The sequence below is a fragment of the Micromonospora sp. LA-10 genome, from assembly GCF_051853095.1.
GTDB lineage: Bacteria > Actinomycetota > Actinomycetes > Mycobacteriales > Micromonosporaceae > Micromonospora > Micromonospora echinospora_A.
Genome location: NZ_CP195710.1, coordinates 6,301,427 through 6,321,814 on the forward strand (window position 1 = coordinate 6,301,427; position 20,388 = coordinate 6,321,814).

Consider the following 20,388-nt stretch of genomic DNA (forward strand, 5'->3'; position numbering starts at 1 on the left):
AGAATCTGGCCGTGTCCTACCTCCCCTCGCAGCCGTACCCGCCGATGCACGGTGGCGTCATCCCGCTGGTCGCCTACCCGCACCCGATCGCCCCGCCGCCGGGGTGCGGCGTGCTCGTGGTCTCGGTGAACCGGGGGCCGTACATGATTCCCGCGCCGGTCACCAGCCGCTTCAAGATCGACCGCCAGCTGGTCGCGATCCCGGGCGAGGGCACGTGGCACGTCGCCGTCCCGGCTGGCGGGCACGACATCCGCTACACCGACTTCATGGGCGTCCCGCTGATGACCACGTCGCTCATGGTCCAGCCGGGCGCCGCCCACCACCTGGTGTTCCGCTTCGGCGGGTGGCGCAACCGGGTCCACGACGGGTACGGCACCGACGTGACGCGGTTCGGCCTGTGGTCGAACTACTCGGTCACCCTCCTCACGCTCGTCGTCGGCGGGGTGGCCTGCTGCGGCGTGTTCGGGGTGATGCTGGGCTCGACCGGATAGCGGCGCCCGGGCGCGGGTCCGGGCTTGATCCGGAAAGCCACCGAAACTTCCGGTCGCCACCACTCCCCGAGCCCGCTCTCTATCCCTCCGGAAGGACTTCGCCAGGCTCGCTCGGCAGCGCTACGCCCGATTTATGGTACTTCGGGTTTCCACAACATTTCCGGAACTTGTTGACACGGTGAATCGATCCTCCAATACTGTGGCCATCGGCGTATCTCGATTGACGTCGATTTCCGTCCACCGCCGTGGCGCGGCGTCGCCCGTCCCGCCGTCCATCAGGGACGAGCGCTCGCAGCTCGCGCCACCCGGCTGGCCGCGCCAGCCGTCACAGGGAGGAAACCCGTCCATGAACGACGCCCCCGTCCGCCCGGGCATCCGCAGGCGCGGACGCCTCCGGATGCTCTTCGGCGGCGCCTGTGCCGTGGCGCTGATCGCCGCCGGGACGACGGCGGTCATGTCCGGCCCGGCCTACGCCGACACCACCGTCACGTCGAACTCGACCGGCACCAACAACGGCTACTTCTATTCCTTCTGGAAGGACAGTGGCAACGTCTCCATGACCATGGGCAACGGTGGTCAGTACAGCACCCAGTGGAGCAACATCAACAACTTCGTCGCCGGCAAGGGCTGGAACCCGGGCGGCCGCCGCACGGTCAGCTACTCCGGCAGCTTCAACCCGTCCGGCAACGCCTACCTGACGCTCTACGGGTGGACCCGCAACCCGCTCGTCGAGTACTACATCGTCGACAGCTGGGGCAGCTGGCGCCCGCCGGGCAGCGGCTACATGGGCTCGGTGTCCTCCGACGGCGGCACGTACGACGTCTACCGCACCCAGCGGGTCAACGCCCCCTCGATCGAGGGCACGCGGACGTTCTACCAGTACTGGAGCGTCCGTCAGCAGAAGCGCGTGGGTGGCACGATCACCTCGGGCAACCACTTCGACGCCTGGTCCCGCTACGGCATGAACCTCGGTTCGCACGACTACCAGATCCTGGCCACCGAGGGCTACCAGAGCAGCGGCAACTCCAACATCACGATCGGCGGGACCGGTGGCGGCAACCCGACCACCCCGCCGCCGAACAACGGTGGCTGCACGGTCAGCGTCAGCCGGGCCGAGGAGTGGGGCGACCGGTTCAACGTGACCTTCTCGGTCAGCGGCACCAGCAACTGGGTCGTCAGCATCCAGACCCAGGGCGGCCAGAGCCTGCAGAACAGCTGGAACGCGTCGGTCAGCGGCACCAGCGGCACGCTCACCGCACGTCCCAACGGCAACGGCAACAACTTCGGCATCACGCTCTACAAGAACGGCAACAGCAACACGCCCACCGCGAGTTGCTCAGCCGCCTGAACCCTCTTCCGGGGAGGGGGTGCCGCGCCTGGCGCGGCACCCCCGTTTTCGTGTGTGCGGACGGCCGCGGTGGTGGCCGACACACCTGGGCAAAAACTTGATTCATTCCAAAAGACCGGGCTAAGGTCGTCGCATGACGGCCGACTTCGAGACGCAGCTCCGGGCGGCCTCGTTGCGGGTGACCCGGCCCCGGCTGGCGGTGCTCGCGGCGTTGCGCGACCACCCGCACGTCGACACCGACACCGTGATCGCGCTGGTCCGCGCAGAGCAGCCCACCGTGTCCCACCAGGCGGTCTACGATGTGCTGCGGGCACTCACCGACGCCGGCCTGATCCGGCGCATCCAGCCGGCCGGCGCCACGGCCCGCTACGAGTCTCGGGTGGGAGACAACCACCATCACGTCGTGTGCCGTTCCTGTGGCGCCATCGCCGACGTCGAGTGTGCCGTCGGCAACGCCCCCTGTCTCACCGCCTCCGACGACCACGGTTTCGTGGTGGACGAGGCGGAGGTCGTCTACTGGGGCACCTGCCCCGGCTGCGCGGCCGACCGCACCGCCCAGTGATCCGCCAGTTCGGAAGGAAACAGATGAGCGACACCCAGGACAACCGGCCCGTCAGCCCGCAGGGCGTGGACGCCAAGGAGGCGGCCGGCTGCCCGGTCGCGCACGACTCCGTGACCGCGCACGGCAGCGAGAGCGAGAACCCGGCGATCGACTCGCCGACCCCGAAGACCGGCGGTCGTCCGCGCACCAACCGCGACTGGTGGCCCAACCAGCTCGACCTGTCGGTGCTGCACGCCCACTCGCACAAGGGCAACCCGCTCGGCCCGGACTTCAGCTACGCCAAGGAGTTCGCCACGCTCGACGTCGAGGCGCTCAAGCGGGACATCACCGAGGTCCTCACCACCTCGCAGGACTGGTGGCCGGCCGACTTCGGCCACTACGGCGGCCTGATGATCCGGATGAGCTGGCACGCCGCGGGCACCTACCGCATCGAGGACGGCCGCGGTGGCGCCGGCGACGGCGGCCAGCGGTTCGCCCCGCTGAACAGCTGGCCGGACAACGCCAACCTGGACAAGGCCCGCCGGCTGCTCTGGCCGGTCAAGCAGAAGTACGGCCAGAAGATCTCCTGGGCCGACCTGCTGGTGCTCGCCGGCAACGTGGCCCTGGAGTCGATGGGCTTCAAGACCTTCGGCTTCGGCTTCGGCCGTGAGGACGTCTGGGAGCCGGAGGAGATCTTCTGGGGCCCCGAGGACGCCTGGCTCGGCGACGAGCGCTACGCCTCCGAGAAGGAGATGACGGCCGGCGTCGGCGCGACCGAGATGGGTCTGATCTACGTCAACCCGGAGGGCCCGCGCGGCAACGCCGACCCGCTCGCGGCGGCGCACTTCATCCGCGAGACGTTCCGCCGGATGGCGATGAACGACGAGGAGACCGTCGCGCTGATCGCCGGCGGCCACACGTTCGGCAAGACCCACGGCGCGGGCCCCGCCGACCAGCACGTCGGCCCCGAGCCGGAGGCCGCGCCGCTGGAGGCGCAGGGCCTGGGCTGGCTCAGCACGTACGGCAAGGGCAAGGGCGGCGACACGATCACCAGCGGTCTCGAGGTGACGTGGACCGACAAGCCGACGCAGTGGTCCAACCGGTTCTTCGAGATCCTCTTCGGCTACGAGTGGGAGCTGACCACCAGCCCGGGTGGCGCCAAGCAGTGGGTCGCCAAGGACGCCGAGGCGATCATCCCGGACGCCCACGACCCGTCGAAGAAGCACCGGCCGACGATGCTGACGACCGACCTGTCGCTGCGCGTCGACCCGGCGTACGAGAAGATCTCCCGCCGCTTCCTGGAGAACCCGGACGAGTTCGCGCTGGCGTTCGCCAAGGCCTGGTACAAGCTGCTGCACCGTGACATGGGCCCGGTCAGCCGCTTCCTCGGCCCCTGGGTGCCGGAGGCCCAGCTGTGGCAGGACCCGGTGCCGGCCGTCGCGCACGAGCTGGTGAGCGACTCCGACGTCGCCGCGCTCAAGGCGAAGGTGCTGGAGTCCGGCCTCACCACCGCCCAGCTGGTCTCCACCGCCTGGGCCTCGGCCGCGAGCTACCGCTCCACCGACAAGCGCGGTGGCGCCAACGGCGCGCGGATCCGGCTGGAGCCGCAGCGCAACTGGGAGGTCAACCAGCCGGAGCAGCTCGCCACCGTGCTGGCCACCCTGGAGGGCATCCAGCAGGAGTTCAACGCCGCGGGCGGCGCCCAGATCTCGCTGGCGGACCTGATCGTGCTGGCCGGCTCGGCCGCTGTCGAGCAGGCGGCGCGGGACGCCGGCGTCGAGCTGACCGTGCCGTTCCACCCGGGGCGTACCGACGCCACCCAGGAGCAGACCGATGTCGAGTCGTTCCGGGTGATGGAGCCGCGCGCCGACGGGTTCCGCAACTACCTGCGGCCGGGTGAGAAGACCCAGCCGGAGGTGCTGCTCATTGACCGGGCGTACATGCTGAACCTGACCGCGCCGGAGATGACCGTGCTGGTCGGCGGCCTGCGCGCGCTCGGCAACAACGTCGGCGGCGCGTCGCACGGCGTGCTCACCGACCGGCCCGGCGTGCTCACCAACGACTTCTTCGTCAACCTGCTCTCCCCGGGCACCCGGTGGAAGACGTCGGAGTCCGAGGAGCACGTGTACGAGATCCGGGATCTGGCGACCGACCAGGTGAAGTGGACCGCCACCGCGGTCGACCTGATCTTCGGCTCCAACTCGCAGCTGCGGGCGCTCGCCGAGGTCTACGCCAGCGACGACGCGCGGGAGAAGTTCGTCCGCGACTTCGTCGCCGCCTGGACGAAGGTCATGGAGCTGGACCGCTTCGACCTGGCCTGATCCGTCGATTATCAGCGAGCCCCGGTCCGTCGCGCCGCGACGGGCCGGGGCTCGTCCGGTCAGCCGTGCAGCGTACGGCTCGGCGGGATGCCGAACACGGACCGGTAGTGAGCGGTGAACCTGCTGTGGCTCAGGAAACCCCAGCGGGTGGCGATCCGGCTGACCGTCTCGCGTCGCGGGTCGCCCATGCACAGCTCCTGGTGGGCCCGCTCCAGCCGGATGCGCCGCAGGTAGGCCGCCGGCGTGCTGTCCAGATGCCGCCGGAAGGCCAGTTGCAGGGATCGCACGGACACGGCGGCGGCGACGGCCACGTCCGCCGGGCTGATGTCCCGGTGGGCGTTCTCCTCCATGAAGGCGATGGCCCGCCGGAGCGCCGGCGCTCCGGCGTCCCGCCGGTCCTGGCGCGTCGGGTCGGTCAGCGCGGTGTTGGGAAAGACGGCCAGCGCGGCCGTCGCGAGGGTACGCGCCGCCGTGCCGAGCACCAGCGGCTGGCGGCTCGCCTCGGGGTTGCCCAGCACGGCGTGGCGGACGTAGCGGGCGGTGGACCGCCAGTGTTCGGCGAGGACCGGGGAGGCCGACTGGAGGTCGGTGAACCGGATCGGCGCGGGCCGGCGGCCGGGCGCGGGGGAGACGACCTGGTGCAGCAGGCCGATGTCCAACTGGACCAGGAGCACCTCGCCGCGGCGCCACCGCATCCGGTACGGACGGCCCGGATGCGCGTTCAGGAACACGTCCCCGGGGCGGAAGGGACGCAGTTCGCCGTCACTGACACGGCTCACCATGCTGCTTGTGCTCTGGCACACGACGACGGAATCGAGTTGCTCGACTTCGATGCGCAGATCGCCGGACTGCGCCACCTGGTCCATCCGGAACGAGCCGGCGTTGAGCCGGCGGTGGCTGAGCCGGTACCCGCCGCCGCCGCGGATGCGCATGCCTTGCGTGCCGTACGCCTCGGTGAGGTAATGGTGAATGAGGTCCGGCCGCCGGCTGCTGAAGTGGTGGCTGGCGATGGAGTGGGACCTCACGTCGCCCTCCTGCCGCATTCGCCCGGAAATGGAAGTCGTCGTAACGAGCGCGAAACATTCTCACCTCTCTCAATGCTATTGCCTGATGGGATTCCTGCATATCCCGAATCCCATCAATGGTTTTTGCGCTAAGCGATCAGTGGCGCACCTTCTGTGCGCTGACGGGTCTAGCTCCGCATAGGACGGTGCGGGAAAGTCGACGCCGTTGTGGCTCGTCGCGAGGGGTCGAGGGGGCGCAGGTGGACATGGCGTACGCGCGGGACGTGGCCCGGAAGGCGGCCGCGGACTCGCTCCGGCAACTGGTGGACGATCATCGTGTGGTGGGCCGGCTCCGCGGGCACGAGCCGGCGCTGGGCGCCGCGGTGCGGGAGACGTTGCAGGAAGCCCTGGCGCATCCGTCGAGCGCCGAAGGCCACGCGCTGCGCGAGTTCTGCCAGCGGCGCGAATGGACCCTGGCGGAGTTCGACGCGCTGGGGCATCACCTGCTCACCGCCGTGCTGGCCCAGCGGGTGGGTGTGGAGGCGCTGGTCCAGGTCGGCGCGGCGCTGACCCGGGCCCGCCAGCGTCTCGCGGGGCCGGCGCGGGACGCCGGGCGCCCGGACCGGCGAAGCCGCAACAGCGCGGCCCGCCGCTACGCCCCGCCCGCGCACCTGCCGCTGCCGCCCAGCTGGCAGTGCAGCGGCTGCGCCGCCGCCTGGCCTTGTCCCACCAAGCAGAGCCAGCTGCTCGTCGAGTTCGGCGGCACGACAGCGGGGCTCGCCGTCTATCTCGGCGCCTGCCTCGTCGCCGCCACCAAGGACATGCCGGCCATGCCGCTCGCCCAGGCCAGGGCGCGCTTCCTGGGATGGCTGCCGCGCCGGCGGTACTGACCGTCCGGCTGCAAACGTTGGAAAACCTGCTCGGAACTTGCGGCCGTCCCGCGAAGCAGCCCGGCCTTCCCGGGCCTCGGGACTCGCGCCGACGCCCGCTTCGCACCGTCCTGCGTGGATAAAGCCAGGGGGAAAGCCGTCCAAGCGCCTCGGTGTTGCCTGCTGGTTTCGAAAACTTTGCCGCAAGGTATTGCAAAGCCTTTCATGAATGTCGCATGGTGTTCGCTACCCGGGACGGCCGCCCCACCCCCGCTCACCCTTTCGAACCCACGGAAGAGGTCCCCCAGCCATGCATTCCGTCAGGCCACACCCCCGCGGCCGTGCCGGTCGCCTGCTGCTCGCCGCCGCGCTCGTCGCGGCGGGCGGCACGGTCGCCGTCGCGGCCGCCACCACCACCGCCGCACCCGCCCGCGCCGCCGTCGTGCTCAACGACAGCGAGGTGACCGCCAACCTCTGGGAATGGAACTGGACCTCGGTCGCCGCCGCCTGCACCGACCACCTCGGACCGGCCGGCTACGGCGCGGTTCAGGTGGCCCCGCCCCAGGAGTCGGTGCAGCTGCCCGCCAGCGCCGACGGCGCCTACCCCTGGTACGAGGTGTACCAGCCGGTGTCGTACAAGCTGGACAGCCGCTTCGGCAACCGCCAGCAGTTTGCGGCCATGGTCAACGCCTGTCACAACGCCGGTGTGCGCGTCTACGTCGACGCGGTGGTCAACCACATGGCCGGCACCAACAACCCGGCCGGCTCGCGCGGCTACGCCGGCACCGAGTTCTCCGGCTACAGCTACCCGGCCGTGCCGTACGGCGCCGGCGACTTCCACCGCCCCGGCGACAACTGCCCGACCGGCGGCACGATCAGCGACTGGAACAACGAGGCCCAGGTGACCAGCTGCGAGCTGCTGTCCCTGTCGGACCTTTACACCGAAAAGGAAGCGGTCCGGAACAAGATCGCCGCGTACCTCAACGACCTGATCGGGCTCGGCGTCGACGGCTTCCGGGTCGACGCGGTCAAGCACATCCGCAAGGACGACTTCGCGGCCATCCTCGGCAAGCTGAACAACACCGTCGTCGAGGGCCGCCGTCCGTACGTCGCGCAGGAGATCTTCGACGGGGCGAGCAACCCCGCGTTGCAGGCCCGCGCGTACATCGGCAACGGCGACGTGCTCGACTTCGCGTACGCCAAGGGCATCCGCTCGGCGTTCCAGGGCTCCGTCTCGGCGCTGGCGAACGTGCCGAACTGGAACCTCGACGCGCCCGGCGCCAACGTCTTCGCCATGGTCACCAACCACGACCTGGAGCGTGACGGCGTGGTCCTGTCGTACAAGAACGGCACCGACTACGTGCTGGCCAACTACTTCGCGCTGGCCTACCCGCACGGCAAGCCGTCGGTGTACGACAGCTTCACCTGGTCCAACCGCAACCAGTCCCCGCCGCACGACGGCACCGGACGGGTCACCGACACGGTCTGCGGCGCCGCCTGGACCTGCCTGAGCCGCACCACCGGCGTCAAGGGCATGGTCGGCTGGGCCAACGCCGCCCGCCCGGTGAAGACCGTCTCGGACTTCACCACTGTGAACAGCAACGTGATCGGCTTCCACCGCGGCGACCGGGCCTGGATCGGCATCAACGACTCCGGGTCCGCCACCACCGCCGCCTTCACCACCGGGCTCGCCGACGGCCGCTACTGCGACGTCATCTCCGGCGTCGCGACCGCGAGCGGCTGCACCGGCGGCACGGTGACCGTGTCCGGCGGCCGGGCCACAGTCACCGTCCCGGCCAACGACGCGGTCGCGATCCACGTGAACGCACGTCCCGGCGCGAGCCCGTCCCCGACGGCCTCGCCGACCGTGTCGCCCACCGCGTCGCCGACGGCCTCGCCGACCGCGTCCCCAACGGTCAGCCCGAGTGACCGGATCGCCACCACGTTCACCGTCACCGCGAACCTGGCCGCCGGGCAGGACGTCCGCGTCGTCGGCAGCGTCCCCGCGCTCGGGTCGTGGACGCCCGCGGGCGGCGTCAAGCTCACCGCGCAGGGCGGCGGCGTCTACCGCGCCACCGTCGACCTGCCCCGGTCCACCGCTGTGGAGTACAAGTTCGTCAAGCTGACCGCCGCCGGCGCGGTCACCTGGGAGTCCGGCGCGAACCGGACGCTCACCACCCCGGCCTCCGGCACGTACGCGGTGACCGAGACGTTCCGTGGGGACACCGTCTCCACGGCGGTCGCCACCACGTTCTCCGTCACCGCGACCACCGTCTACGGGCAGAACGTGTTCGTCGTCGGCAACACGCCGGCGCTCGGCAGCTGGAACCCGGCCGCGGCCGTGGCGCTCTCGTCGGCCGCGTACCCGGTCTGGCGGGCCACCGTCGACCTGCCCGCGAACACCGCTGTCGAGTACAAGTACGTCAAGAAGAACCCGGACGGGACGGTGACCTGGGAGTCCGGCACGAACCGGACGCTCACCACGCCGGCCGGCGGCACCCGCGCCGTCACCGACACCTGGCGTTGACGATCGTGCGGCCCGCCCCCGTCACCCCTGGGGGCGGGCCGCATCCGGTCCCGTCCGGACCCGGGCGTCGACCACGCGCTGGTCCCGGTCGGCCGCCCGCAGTCCGGCGCCGCCACCGACGGCGGTCGCGCTCGGGCGGCGCCCGCCGCGAGCCGCCGCGAGCGCCGCGGCCAGGCACGCCACGGCGGCAGCCACCAGCGGCGGCCGGCCGCCGACGGCGACCGCCGCCGACCCGAGCGGGATGGCCAGCGTGATCGGGCCGAACATCGCCGTGTTCGCGGTCCCGGCGACCCGCCCGAGCATCGCCCGCGGCGTGTATCTCTGCACGGCGGTGACCGCCGCGACGAGCGTCCACGGCAGGCCGACGCCGATCACCACCGAGGCGGCGAGCGTGCCCGGCCACCACGGCAGGCAGCGTCCCAGACAGCCGGCGGCGAACAGGACCGCGCCGGCGACCCCCACCGCGATCTCACCGCGGCGGCGCACGAGCCGGCCGACGACCAGCCCGGCGAGCAGCGAGCCGCCGCCCTGCGCGCTGGCCAGCACGCCGAGGAACGTCGACGGCAGCGCCAGGTCCGTCACCACCACGTCGTACAGCGCCGCAGTGGTGAAGCCGGACATCGCGATGGACACCGCCGCGAGCGCCACCGGCACGCGTACCGCCCGCCGGGCCAGGAGCGCGGCCGGCCCGTCCCGCAGCCCGGCGGCGGGGGCGGCCGGGGGAGCGGGTTCCGCCCGGGTCAGGCGCAGCGCGCCGTACAGGACGGCCACGAGCACCGGTACGACGGCGGCGAGCACCGCCACGACGTGCCCGCCCCGCCACGCGTACAGGCCCGCCCCGGCCAGCGGCGCCACCAGCTTCATGCCCTCCTGCGCGCTCGACCGCCAGCCGTTGACGTCGGCCAGCCGGGCCGGGGGGAGCGCGGCGGGCAGCAGCGCGGTCTCACCGGCGTCGACGAGCACGTAGCCGATCCCGTATGCGAGCGAGACGGCGTAGATCAGCCACGCGTCGCCGGGGCCGCGAACCGCCAGCAGGCTCAGCAACGCGGCGGCGAGCACGAGGTCCACGCCGATCACCAGGGGACGCCGGGGCACCCGGTCGAGCAGGCCGCCCAGCCAGGGACCGGCCAGCGTCGGGGCGTAGACGCAGAGGCCGGCCAGCGCCGCGAGCCCGGTGGAACCGGTCAGATCCAGGATCCAGATGCCGGAGACCAGGGCCATGGCGCTGCCGCCCAGGCCGGACAGCAGCGAGATGGCCACGAACAGGCTGGCGTTGCGGCGCATGGGTTCCCCCGAGAGTTGAGTCTGGAGGACTCATCCTCGGGACCTGAGTCGGGGTGGGGCAATAGCGCTGCGTGGCGTCAATGTCCTGTTGACAGGGTCGCCGTGATGCGCCCGGCGGCGTTGCGTACCGGGGCCGGCAGCCGGGGCCCGGCCCCGGCCAGGTCGTCGGCGAGGTGCGCGGCCAGCGCGTACAGCGGCCCGGCGGTGGCGTCGAGCGCGAGCGCGCAGGTGCGGCGCGTCAACGCCGCGCGGGGGAAGCGGGCGTCCCACGAGCGGTCCGCCTCGATCCAGCGGTGCAGGTCGGCGACGGCGGCCCGGAGCGCCGGCACGCCGGGGGAGCCGGCCGGGTCGAGCCGGGCCACGCGGGCCCGCCGGGCCGCCGCGAGACGCTGCCGGCGCTGCTCGGCGGCCTGCCGGCTGCCCAGGCCCAGGGCCTGCGCGATGTCGGCCCAGGTGACGCCGTCGTGTCGCGCCCGGTCGATCAGATCCAGCTCGTGGTCGTCCAGCCGGACCCGGGCCGCGGCGATCTCGGACAGGCGGTCCAGGGCCACCCGTCAACGCTACATTGACAGGCGGCCGCTGACGGTCATTCCTGCGGGACGCCCGGGCCCACCTCGCCGCGCGCCAGGCGCTCGGCGTTGCGGTCGGCCTCGCTCTCCGCGTTCTCCGCCCCGGCGCCCGGGTCCCGGGTACGCCGTCCCTCGGCGTCCTGGAACACCTGCCCGCGCTCGAGCGCGCCCTCCTGCTGCCGCTGGAACTGCTCCGGATCAGTCATGACCGTCAGGTGCCCCGGCGGCCGCGCGGCAAACCGGCACGTCAGCGCGGCGGCGCGACGTACAGCGCGGTCCGGCAGCCGGTCTCGCCCGGCTCCAGCCAGATCCGGTCGTACCCGGGGGATTCGATCTTCCCGGCCGGTGTGCGGACGAGCAGGAGGCAGTCCCGTTCGGCCGGTACGCCGACGGCGGCGACCAGCGCGCCCTCGTGCACCGTCGTGTCGACGGTGATCCAGTCCTGCGGGAAGGCCGCCCGCACGGCGCCCGCCAGCGTGTCCGGGGTGGCCGTGCGCAGCACGGCGGTGAGCCGCTGCCGCCCGTCCTCGGGCACCCTCGGCACCGGCGCGGCGGTGGGCGGCGAGGGAGCGGGGCCGCTCGGACAGTCGATCTCGTGGTACGTCGTGTAGCGGTAGAGCTCGAACTCGTACCGGTAGCAGCGCGCGGCCTCGCCGGCGGTGTTGCTCGCGCCGCCGATCGACACCGGCGGCCGCTCCGGCACCGTCACCACGAACCGGACGTCGACGGTGGCCCGCTCGTCCCCGGCGGTGCGGCCGGACCACGCCAGGGCCTCCCGCCGGACCGTCCCGCCTCCGCCCGACGTAGCGTCCCGCTCCTGCTGGACAATCTCGGCGGCCGCGATCGACCCGGCGTCGCGGACCCGGTTGCGGTGCCCCAGCTCCGTGTTGAGCTGCTTCGCCTCCACCGCCGCGGTGTCGCGCGCCAGATCGTCGCCGCTCTGCTCCCCGAATCCGCTGCCGCAGCCGGCGGACGCGAGCAGGAGCACCGCGAGCGCCCAGCCGGCCGTCCGGTGACGCGACGGCGGTTTCGGCCCGGTGGCGTAGCCTGTCCGGTTCATCGCGCGGACGTTACCGACGCGCCGCGCGCCGCGCTGCCCCGTTTGCCGCGGGGGCCGTTGGTCCCGGGTCCGACAGGCCCACGGCCCTGCGACCCACGTAGGGTCGCGCGGCATGCTGGGAGTGCCCGGCGCGGGCGGCGACGACATGGAGGGCAATGTGGTGAGCAACGGCGGGCAGGGCACAGCGACGCCCACCGAGATCTCTCCAGCCCCCGCGACCGGCCTCGGCTCGGCCGAGGCGGCCGCCCGGCTGCGCGCCGACGGGCCGAACACGGTGGCCGCGCCGCGCAAGCGCGGGCTGGCCGGCCGGATCTTCCGCCAGCTCACCGACCCGCTGGTGGCGCTGCTGCTGGCCGCCGCCGTGGTGACCACGCTGCTGCGCGACTACCCCGACACCGCGGTGATCGTGCTGGTCGTCCTGATCAACACGGCGATCGGCGTGGTGCAGGAGGTACGCGCCGACCGGGCGGTGGCGGCGCTGGACCGGCTCGCCGCGCCGACCGCGCGGGTGGTCCGCGACGGCCGTGACCTCGTGCTGCCCGCCGCCGACCTGGTCCGGGGCGACTTGGTCCGGCTGGAGGCCGGCGACGTGGTGCCCGCCGACCTGGACCTCACCGACGCGGTGCGGCTCAGCCTGGACGAGTCGGCGCTCACCGGTGAGTCGGTGGCGGTGACCCGGGTCGCGGGGGAGGAGGCGAGCGCCGGCACGGTGGTCACCACCGGCCGCGCCACCGGGACCGTGATGCGCACCGGCGCGGCGAGCGCGCTGGGCCGCATCAGCGCTCTGGTCGCCGCGACCCGCCCGGCGCCCACCCCGCTGCAACGCCGCCTGTCCTCGCTCGGCCGGGTGCTCGGCCTGACCGCGGTGGTGCTGTCCGGGCTGGTCTTCGCGATCGGCGTGTTCGACGGACGCCCCGTCACGCAGATGGCGGTCACCGCGGTGAGCCTCGTGGTGGCGGCCGTACCGGAGTCGCTGCCCGCCGTCGTCACGCTCGCGCTCGCCCTGGGCGCGCGCCGGATGGCCGGCAGCCGGGCCATTCCCCGGCGGCTGCACGCGGTGGAGACCCTCGGGTCGGTCACCGTGATCGCCTCCGACAAGACCGGCACGCTCACCGAGGGCCGGATGGCGGTCCAGCACGCCGTCGTGCCCGGCCGCGACCGCTACGCCGTGACCGGCACCGGCTACGCGCCCGACGGCGAGGTGCACCACCGGGGCGAGCCGGTGAGCGCCCCCGACGAGCTGCGCGGCCTGGCCCGCGCCGGACTGCTCTGCAACGACGCCACGCTGACCCCGCCGACCGACGAGCGGCCGGAGTGGACGGCGATCGGCGACCCGCTGGAGGCGGCGCTCGTCACGTTCGCGGCCCGCTGCGGCCTCGACCCGGAGACCACCCGCGAGGCCTGGCCCCGGGTGGCGGAGGCCCCGTTCGACCAGGACCTGCGCCGGATGACCACGGTGCACCGCCGCGGCGACGGGCGCTACCTCGTGGTCTGCAAGGGCGCGCCGGAGAACCTGCTGGCCCCGCCGCTGATGGACGCCGGCGCCGAGGAGCTGGCCGAGCTGACCGACGCCGCGCACCGGCTCGCCGCCGAAGGGCTGCGGGTGCTGGCGGTCGCCTCCGCCGTGGTCGACACCGCGCCGGACCCGGCCCGGCCGACCGGCCTGCGCCCGCTGGGACTGGTCGCGGTCGGCGACCCGCTGCGCGCGGCCGCCCCCGGCATCGCCGCGGGCTTCGAGGAGGCCGGCATCCGGCTGGTCCTGATCACCGGCGACCACCCGGCGACCGCCGCCGCCATCGGCGGCCGGCTCGGGCTCTGGCGCGACGGCGACCCGCTCGCCAACGGCGACGACGGCGACCCGGGCGGCGCCCACCCCGACACCCGGGTGTACGCGCGGACCCAGCCGGAGCAGAAGCTCGACATCATCGCCGGCCTCCAGGACCGGGGACACGTGGTCGCGATGACCGGCGACGGCGTCAACGACGCCCCGGCGCTGCGCCGCGCCGACATCGGCGTGGCCATGGGCGGCGGCACCGAGGTCGCCCGGCAGGCCGCCGACCTGGTGCTTGTCGACGACGATCTGACCACTGTGGCGACCGCCATCGGCGAGGGCCGCCGCATCTACGACAACATCCGCCGGTTCCTGCGCTACGCGCTCGCCGGCGGGGTCGCCGAGATCGCGGTGATGCTGCTCGGCCCACTGTTCGGGCTGCCCGTCCCGCTGCTGCCGGCACAGATCCTCTGGATCAACCTGCTCACCCACGGGGTGCCCGGGGTGGCGCTGGGCGCGGAGCCGGCCGAGCCGGGCACGCTGAACCGCCGGCCCCGCTCGCCGCAGGAGTCGGTGCTCGGCGGCGGCCTCGGCCGGGACGTGCTGGTCACCGGCGCGCTCATCGCCGCCGCGACGCTCGGCGCCGGCGTGTGGGCCGCGGCGACGGACCGGCCGTGGCAGTCGGTGGTCTTCGTGGTGCTCGGCCTGGCCCAGCTGGGCGTGGCGCTGGCCGTCCGCGCGATCCGCACCCCGGGCTCCCGTGAGCGCAACCTCGCGCTGCCGGTGGCGGTGGCGATCTCCGCGGTCCTCCAGGTGGCGGGCGTGCTGCTGCCGCCGCTGCGCGAGCTGCTCGGCACGTCCCCGCTCAGCGCGCTGGACCTGCTCGCCTGCGCCGCGATCGGCGTGCTGCCCGGGCTGGTGCTGCGGCTGACCCGCCGCTTCCACGGGACCAACGGCCCCCGGACCGGGGCCCCGGACCCTGCCCGGCCCGCCGCCTGACGGGCAGGCTGAGGACCAGTGAAGGAGGACGACATGACAATCCACTCGCAGGCCCCCGTCGTGGTGGGCGTGGACGGCTCCGCCACCTCGCTGGACGCGGTCCGGGTGGCCGCCCGCGAGGCCGCCGACCGGAACCGGCCGCTGCAGGTGGTGCACGCGTTCATCTGGCCGCTGACCCGCGCGCCGCTCACCCCGGCCCCTGGCGCGCCCGCCGGCGCCGGCCTGCGTAACCAGGCCGAACGCTGCGTCACCGAGGCGGTCGCCGAGGCCGGCAAGGTCGCGCCGGACGTACCCGTCACCGGTGTGGTCGTCGACGGCGCGCCGGCGGCGGTGCTGGTCGCCGAGTCCCGCGACGCCGCGCTGATCGTGCTCGGCCACCGCGGCCTGGGCGGCTTCGCCGGCCTGCTGATCGGTTCGGTCACGCTCCAGGTGTCCGCCCGCGCCCACTGCCCGGTGCTGGTGACGCGCGGCGAGGCGCGCGCGGACGGCCCCGTCGTGGTCGGTGTGGACGGCTCCGAGCTGTCCACGGCGGCGGTCGGCTTCGCGTACGAGGAGGCCGCCCGCCGGGGCACCTCGCTGATCGTGGTGCACGCCTGGCTGTACCCCACCCCGATGGGCCCCGGCGACATCCTGCCCCTGGTGTACGACCCGGAGGCGCTCGCCGAGGAGTCCCGGCGCGTCGTCGCCGAGTCGATCGCCGGCTGGTCGCAGCGTTACCCCGACGTGCCGGTGCGACAGCGGTCGCTCCGCGGCGCCCCGGCCCGGGTGCTGGTCGAGGAGTCGAAGGACGCCCAACTGGTGGTGGTCGGCGCGCACGGGCGGGGCGCGCTGGGCGGGCTGCTGCTCGGCTCGGTCAGCCACGCGGTGCTGCACCACGCCCACTCGCCGCTGGTGATCGTGCGCAACGCCTCCTGACCGGGCGGCGACGTCAGGCGCGGCGGACGGTGGTGAGGTCGGCGAGCCCGGAGATGGTCAGCAGCGGCTCCAGCATCGGACCGGCGATCAGCGCGATCCGGTCCGCGTGCGGGAACAACGCGGCCAGCCCGGCGCTGTCCAGGTACTCGACCTTCGTGAGGTCGACGACCAGGGGTTCGCCCTCGGGCCGTACCTCCTCCGCCAGCGCCTCGGCGAACGACGACGCGTTGCTCATGTCGATCTCGCCGGCGGCGGTCAGCACGCGTACGCCGTCGGGTCGGTCGCTCGTGGTCAGAGTCAGGGACGCGCTCATGCGGTGATCCTCGCCTGCATGTCGACGGTGGTGCCGGTGGCTCCCGGGGTGACGCTGATGTTGTCCATCAGCGCGCGCATGAGCACGAGCCCCCGGCCGCGGTGCGGGTCGGGAGCCTGCTCCCGTTCCCGCCAGTGACCGCTGTCGGTGACGCTCAGGCGCAGGTTGTCGGCGGTGGCGGCGGCGCGCAGCCGGATCCGCCCGCCCGGGTTGTCGCGGTGCCCGTGCTCGATGGCGTTGGCGCACGCCTCCCCGGCTGCCACCAGGATGTTGTAGGCGTGGGCCGGGGCCAGCCCGCAGCGGTCCAGCCAGCCCCGCAGCGCGCTGCGCACCTCGGCCAGCCGCGTCGACTCGGCCGGGAAGTCCAGCTCCAGCGGCCCGGGGTGGCGGTAGAGCAGCAGCGCCACGTCGTCGTGGTAGCCGCCGTCGGGGGTGAGCCGCTCCATGATCTCCGTGGCGAGCACCTCCACCGGCGCGTGGTGTCCCTGCTGGATGGCGTCGGTGGCGCGGGCGATGCCGACGGTGATCGGCTGGCGGCGGCGTTCCACCAGGCCGTCGGTGTAGAGCATCAGGGTGGCGCGTGGCGGCACCGTCGCCTCCGCCTCCGGGCGTTCCTCACCCGGACGTACGGCCAGCGGCCGGGACCGGCCGTGCTGCAGGAGCTGGGGCGTGCCGTCGGCGCCGACCACGATGGCCGGTGGGTGACCGGCGCTGGAGTAGCGCATCAGGCCGGTGGCCGGGTCGAGGACGCCGCAGAAGACGGTGGCGCAGGACGCGCCGGGGAGCAGCGCGGCGAACCGGTCCAGCGCCGCCAGCGTCCGGGCCGGGCTGGGGTCCTGCAACAGCACGGCACGGCAGGCGCTGCGCAACTGCCCCATCACGGTGGCGGCCCGCAGGCCGTGTCCCACGCAGTCGCCGACCACGATGCCGATGCGCCCGTCCGGCAACTCCACCGTGTCGTACCAGTCGCCGCCGACCTTCAGCGGCACCGCCGCGGGGGAGTACCGCACGGCGAAGCCGGCGGGCAGTTGCGCCGGACCGAGGATCGCCCGTTGCAGGGCCAGCGCCGTCTCCCGCTGCTGATCGATCTGGTGCACCCGGTGCAGCCCCTGACCGATGTGGCCGGCCAGCAGCGCCAGCAGGGTCTGGTCCTGCTCGGTGAAGGGCCGCTTCTCGCCCAGGTCGATCCAGAGCGCCATGGTGCCGTGCGGGTGCTCGACGGCGATACCGGCGCCGTGCGTGCGTGTCGCCACCGGCGTCAACAGCGGGGTGTCCCGCAGCGCGAGCAGCGCCTGCCGGCGCTTGCCGGGCAGCGTCTCCCACCGGGCCGCCGGGTCGGTGGCGGTCACCTCGGGGGCGGGCTCGTCGCCGAAGACGGCGGTGAGCACGCCCGCGGCCCGCCACAGCTTGCGCAGCTCGTCCAGCACGCCGAGCAGCGCGTCGGTGAGGTCGTCGGCGTGCGACAGCCGCATGCTGAGCCCGGCCAGGGCGGTCTCCCGCTGGACGGCGTAGTGCTCGGCGGTGACGTCACGGAACGTGCCCACGATCATCCGCCGGCCGCTGTCGGGGTCGTCGACCTGGTTGAACGCGGCCGAGATCCAGATGCGGTGCCCGTCGCGGTGGGTCACCGGCACGGTGTAGGTGCCCCGGGACTGGCCGACCAGCACGGAGAACGCGTCGGCCACCTGGCGGTGCGCCTCGGGCTCGGCCTCCCGGTCCGGCCACCACGGCTGCACCGCCGGATAGGGCAGGCCCTCGGTCCCGTAGCCGAGGATGTCGGTGAACGCCGCGTTGACCTCGACGACCGCGCCGTCCTCGTCGCAGACGAAGAACGCCTCCTGCAACGAGTCGACGAGCGCGGTGCGCCAGCGGGCGTGGTGGTTGCGCAGCCGCGCCAGCTCCACGTTCGCGCGTACGCGGGCCAGCAGCTCGGCGGCCGGGAACGGCTTGACCAGGTAGTCGTCGGCGCCGGCCTCCAGCCCTTCGATCGAGGCCTCCTGGCCGGCGCGGGCGGACAGCAGCAGCACCGGGGTGCCGGCCGTGCGGGGGTCGGCGCGCAGCGCGGCCACCAGTTGCAGGCCGTCGAGCCGGGGCATCATCACGTCGCTGACCACGAGGTCGTGCCGCTGTGCGCGGGCGGCGTCCAACGCGGCCCGCCCGTCGGCGACCGTGTGCACCTCGTGCCCGGCCGAGCGGAGCAGCCGGGTGAGGTACTCCCGCATGTCGGCGTTGTCGTCGGCCACCAGGACGCGGGCCGGCGCGCCACCGGGCAGCGGCTGGACCGGCCCGTCCGCCGCGGCCGGGTCTTCGCCACCGGCCAAGGCGCCCGGGTCGGCGGGCAGCCAGCGCAGCGCCTCCTGCACGAACGGCTCGGCGGACACCGGCGCGCGACCGGCGCCGGCCGGGGCGAGCGCGTCGGCGGGCAGGTGGGCGGTGCCGAACGGCACCCGGATGGTGAAGGTGGTGCCGCCGCCCACGGTGCTGTGGGCGTCGATGTCGCCGCCGTGCAGCGAGATCAGCTCCTTGACCAGGGCGAGGCCGATCCCGCTGCCCTCGTCGGAGCGGGAGCGGGCGTTCTCGATGCGGTGGAACCGCTCGAACAGGCGCGGCATCTCCTCGGCCGGGACGCCGATGCCGGTGTCGGCGATGCGCAGCACGGCCATCCCGTCCTCGGTGCGCATCAGCACCCGTACGGTCCCCTCGAAGGTGAACTTCAGCGCGTTGCTGAGCAGGTTGAGCACCACCTTCTCCCACATCCCCCGGTCCACGTGCACCGGCTCGGGCAGGGGCGGGCAGTCGACCTCGAAGGAGAGTCCGGCGCGCTCGATCGCCGACCGGAAGATGCTCGCCAGGTCGGCGGTCACCGCGGCCAGGTCCACCGGCTCGTAGCGGGCCTGCATCCGGCCCGCCTCGATCCGGGAGAAGTCGAGCAGGCTGTTGACCAGCTTGCCCAGGCGAAGCCCGTTGCGGCGGATGACGTCGAGCTCCGCGCGTACCCGCTCGTCGGCGTCGCGCAGCCGGCCGCGCAGTTCGTCCACCGGTCCCATGATCAACGTCAGCGGGGTGCGGAACTCGTGACTGATGTTGGAGAAGAAGGCGGTCTTGGCGCGGTCCAGCTCGGCGAGCTCCTCGGCCCGCCGCTGCTGCGCCTGGTAGCTGCGGGCGCTGGCGATGCCGGTCGCCAGGTGCCCGGCGGTCAGGTCCACGAAGCCGCGGTAGCCGTCGTCCAGCGCCCGGTAGCGGTTCAGCCCCGCCACCAGGAATCCGTACGGCGCGCCGCCCTGCTGCCGCAGCGGCACCACCAGGGCCTCGGCCGGCGGGGCGGGCCAGACGCCCGCGGGCAGGTCGGCGAAGACCGGGCCGTCGAGCGCCACCCGTACCGACTCGCCCTCGGTGACGGCGCCGGCCGGCCACGGGGCGGCGGGGTCGGTGAGGGACAGCGTGGCCGGGGCCGCAGGGTGGCCGGCCGCCAGCCCGGTCGCCTCCACCAGCCGGGCGTCGCCGTCGTCGTACAGGTAGGTGAGCGTGAACGGCAGGTCCTGCGGGTTGCGGGCCAGCTGGCGGCTGACGAACGTGAGCGTCTCCTGCTCGGTGCGGACGACGCTCGGGTCAGAGCCGAGGTCGCGCAGCGTGGCCATCCGCCGCTCGCCGATGACCCGCTCGGTGTCCTCGCTGACCACGCAGAGCATCCCGACCAGGCTGCCGTCGTCGTCGCGCAGCGGGCTGTAGGAGAACGTGTGGTAGGTCTCCTCCCGGTAGCCGTCACGCTCCAGGAACAGCAGCAGGCCCTCGTCCCAGGTCGCCTCGCCGGTGCGCAGCACGGTGTCGACGCGGGGACCGATGTCGTCCCAGATCTCGGTCCACACCTCGTTCGCCGGGCGGCCCAGCGCCCACGGGTACTTGCGGCCGAGCGTGTCCCGCCGGTAGGCGGCGTTGCAGAAGAACGTCAGCTGCGGTCCCCACGCCATCCACATCGGGAACCGGGAGGACAGCAGGATCCGCACCGAGGTCCGCAGGCTCTGCGGCCAGGTGTCCGGCGGCCCGAGCGGGTGCGCGGACCAGTCGACCCGCGCCAGGTCGGGCCCGATCTCACGGTCGACGGCGAAGACGTCGCCACGCGTACGCGGGTCGGTGTCTGCGCCGCTCATCGCCCGAGTCTCCCCCACCCCAACCGATCCCGCTCGTCCGGTCCGCGCCACGCCACGCCACGGCGCGTCCTCGTGGTCGCTTCTTGCCCCGTCGCGCCCCCGGCACTCCATCCGGGGTGGGGAGATCTGACTCACGTGACGCCGGGGTGAGGGCAGGGGTTCGTGCGGACCACAAGACGAAGGCGAGGAGACAGCTCTCCTCGCCACTGCCAACATATATCGCACCCC

General features: G+C 73.4%; 15 protein-coding genes. 8 read left to right on the top strand and 7 right to left on the bottom strand.

Annotated elements, in window-relative coordinates:
• Positions 1 to 11 precede the first annotated feature (11 nt).
• The 4 genes from ACSDG8_RS29250 (at position 12) to katG (ending at position 4,701) form a co-directional block, all read left to right on the top strand.
• Positions 12 to 491, top strand: coding sequence for a hypothetical protein (locus ACSDG8_RS29250; RefSeq protein ID WP_210892294.1), 480 nt, complete (start codon positions 12 to 14; stop codon positions 489 to 491).
• A 346-nt stretch (positions 492 to 837) separates the two neighbouring features.
• Positions 838 to 1,839, top strand: a complete 1,002-nt coding sequence (locus tag ACSDG8_RS29255; protein WP_210942388.1) for a glycoside hydrolase family 11 protein — start codon at positions 838 to 840, stop codon at positions 1,837 to 1,839.
• A gap of 133 nt (positions 1,840 to 1,972) precedes the next feature.
• Positions 1,973 to 2,401: a Fur family transcriptional regulator gene (locus ACSDG8_RS29260; RefSeq protein WP_210892298.1), complete on the top strand. Its 429-nt coding sequence runs from the start codon at positions 1,973 to 1,975 to the stop codon at positions 2,399 to 2,401.
• A 23-nt stretch (positions 2,402 to 2,424) separates the two neighbouring features.
• Positions 2,425 to 4,701 (top strand): catalase/peroxidase HPI, encoded by a 2,277-nt coding sequence (katG, locus tag ACSDG8_RS29265; protein ID WP_210892300.1) that lies wholly within the window; start codon positions 2,425 to 2,427, stop codon positions 4,699 to 4,701.
• Positions 4,702 to 4,760: 59 nt separating this feature from the next.
• On the opposite strand, the gene ACSDG8_RS29270 is transcribed toward katG, so the two are convergent.
• The gene (locus tag ACSDG8_RS29270) at positions 4,761 to 5,726 is read right to left on the bottom strand and encodes an AraC family transcriptional regulator (RefSeq protein WP_439427446.1); all 966 of its coding nucleotides are present in this window, start codon (positions 5,724 to 5,726) and stop codon (positions 4,761 to 4,763) included.
• Positions 5,727 to 5,965: 239 nt separating this feature from the next.
• Between ACSDG8_RS29270 and ACSDG8_RS29275 the strand changes: the two genes are divergently transcribed.
• Together ACSDG8_RS29275 and ACSDG8_RS29280 are read left to right on the top strand one after the other, a co-directional pair.
• On the top strand, positions 5,966 to 6,595 hold the full coding sequence (locus ACSDG8_RS29275) for a hypothetical protein (RefSeq protein ID WP_247678080.1): 630 nt from the start codon (positions 5,966 to 5,968) through the stop codon (positions 6,593 to 6,595).
• 289 nt (positions 6,596 to 6,884) lie between these two features.
• Positions 6,885 to 9,101, top strand: a complete 2,217-nt coding sequence (locus tag ACSDG8_RS29280; protein ID WP_439427447.1) for a carbohydrate-binding module family 20 domain-containing protein — start codon at positions 6,885 to 6,887, stop codon at positions 9,099 to 9,101.
• A 21-nt stretch (positions 9,102 to 9,122) separates the two neighbouring features.
• Here the strand turns inward: ACSDG8_RS29280 and ACSDG8_RS29285 are convergent, their stop codons facing one another.
• The 4 genes from ACSDG8_RS29285 to ACSDG8_RS29300 form a co-directional block, all read right to left on the bottom strand.
• Complete coding sequence (locus tag ACSDG8_RS29285) at positions 9,123 to 10,385, bottom strand: MFS transporter (RefSeq protein WP_439427448.1); 1,263 nt, start codon at positions 10,383 to 10,385, stop codon at positions 9,123 to 9,125.
• Positions 10,386 to 10,462: 77 nt separating this feature from the next.
• Entirely contained in the window at positions 10,463 to 10,936 is a 474-nt protein-coding gene (locus ACSDG8_RS29290; RefSeq protein ID WP_439427449.1) for a hypothetical protein, read from the bottom strand.
• Between the two features lie 35 nt (positions 10,937 to 10,971).
• Positions 10,972 to 11,160, bottom strand: a complete 189-nt coding sequence (locus tag ACSDG8_RS29295) for a ribonuclease (RefSeq protein WP_439427450.1) — start codon at positions 11,158 to 11,160, stop codon at positions 10,972 to 10,974.
• 41 nt (positions 11,161 to 11,201) lie between these two features.
• Positions 11,202 to 12,014, bottom strand: a complete 813-nt coding sequence (locus tag ACSDG8_RS29300) for a hypothetical protein (protein WP_247678082.1) — start codon at positions 12,012 to 12,014, stop codon at positions 11,202 to 11,204.
• Between the two features lie 112 nt (positions 12,015 to 12,126).
• On the opposite strand from ACSDG8_RS29300, the gene ACSDG8_RS29305 reads away from it, so the two are divergent.
• The gene (locus tag ACSDG8_RS29305; RefSeq protein ID WP_210892310.1) at positions 12,127 to 14,784 is read left to right on the top strand and encodes a cation-translocating P-type ATPase; all 2,658 of its coding nucleotides are present in this window, start codon (positions 12,127 to 12,129) and stop codon (positions 14,782 to 14,784) included.
• 33 nt (positions 14,785 to 14,817) lie between these two features.
• Positions 14,818 to 15,699 carry a universal stress protein gene (locus ACSDG8_RS29310; protein WP_210892312.1) on the top strand — a complete coding sequence of 294 codons (882 nt, stop codon included), beginning with the start codon at positions 14,818 to 14,820 and terminating at the stop codon, positions 15,697 to 15,699.
• A 13-nt stretch (positions 15,700 to 15,712) separates the two neighbouring features.
• On the opposite strand, the gene ACSDG8_RS29315 is transcribed toward ACSDG8_RS29310, so the two are convergent.
• Both ACSDG8_RS29315 and ACSDG8_RS29320 read right to left on the bottom strand, forming a co-directional pair.
• Positions 15,713 to 16,012 carry an STAS domain-containing protein gene (locus ACSDG8_RS29315; protein ID WP_210892313.1) on the bottom strand — a complete coding sequence of 100 codons (300 nt, stop codon included), beginning with the start codon at positions 16,010 to 16,012 and terminating at the stop codon, positions 15,713 to 15,715.
• Complete coding sequence (locus ACSDG8_RS29320; RefSeq protein WP_439427451.1) at positions 16,009 to 20,160, bottom strand: SpoIIE family protein phosphatase; 4,152 nt, start codon at positions 20,158 to 20,160, stop codon at positions 16,009 to 16,011. The genes ACSDG8_RS29315 and ACSDG8_RS29320 overlap by 4 nt, the downstream gene beginning before the upstream one ends.
• Between the last annotated feature and the right edge of the window lie 228 nt (positions 20,161 to 20,388).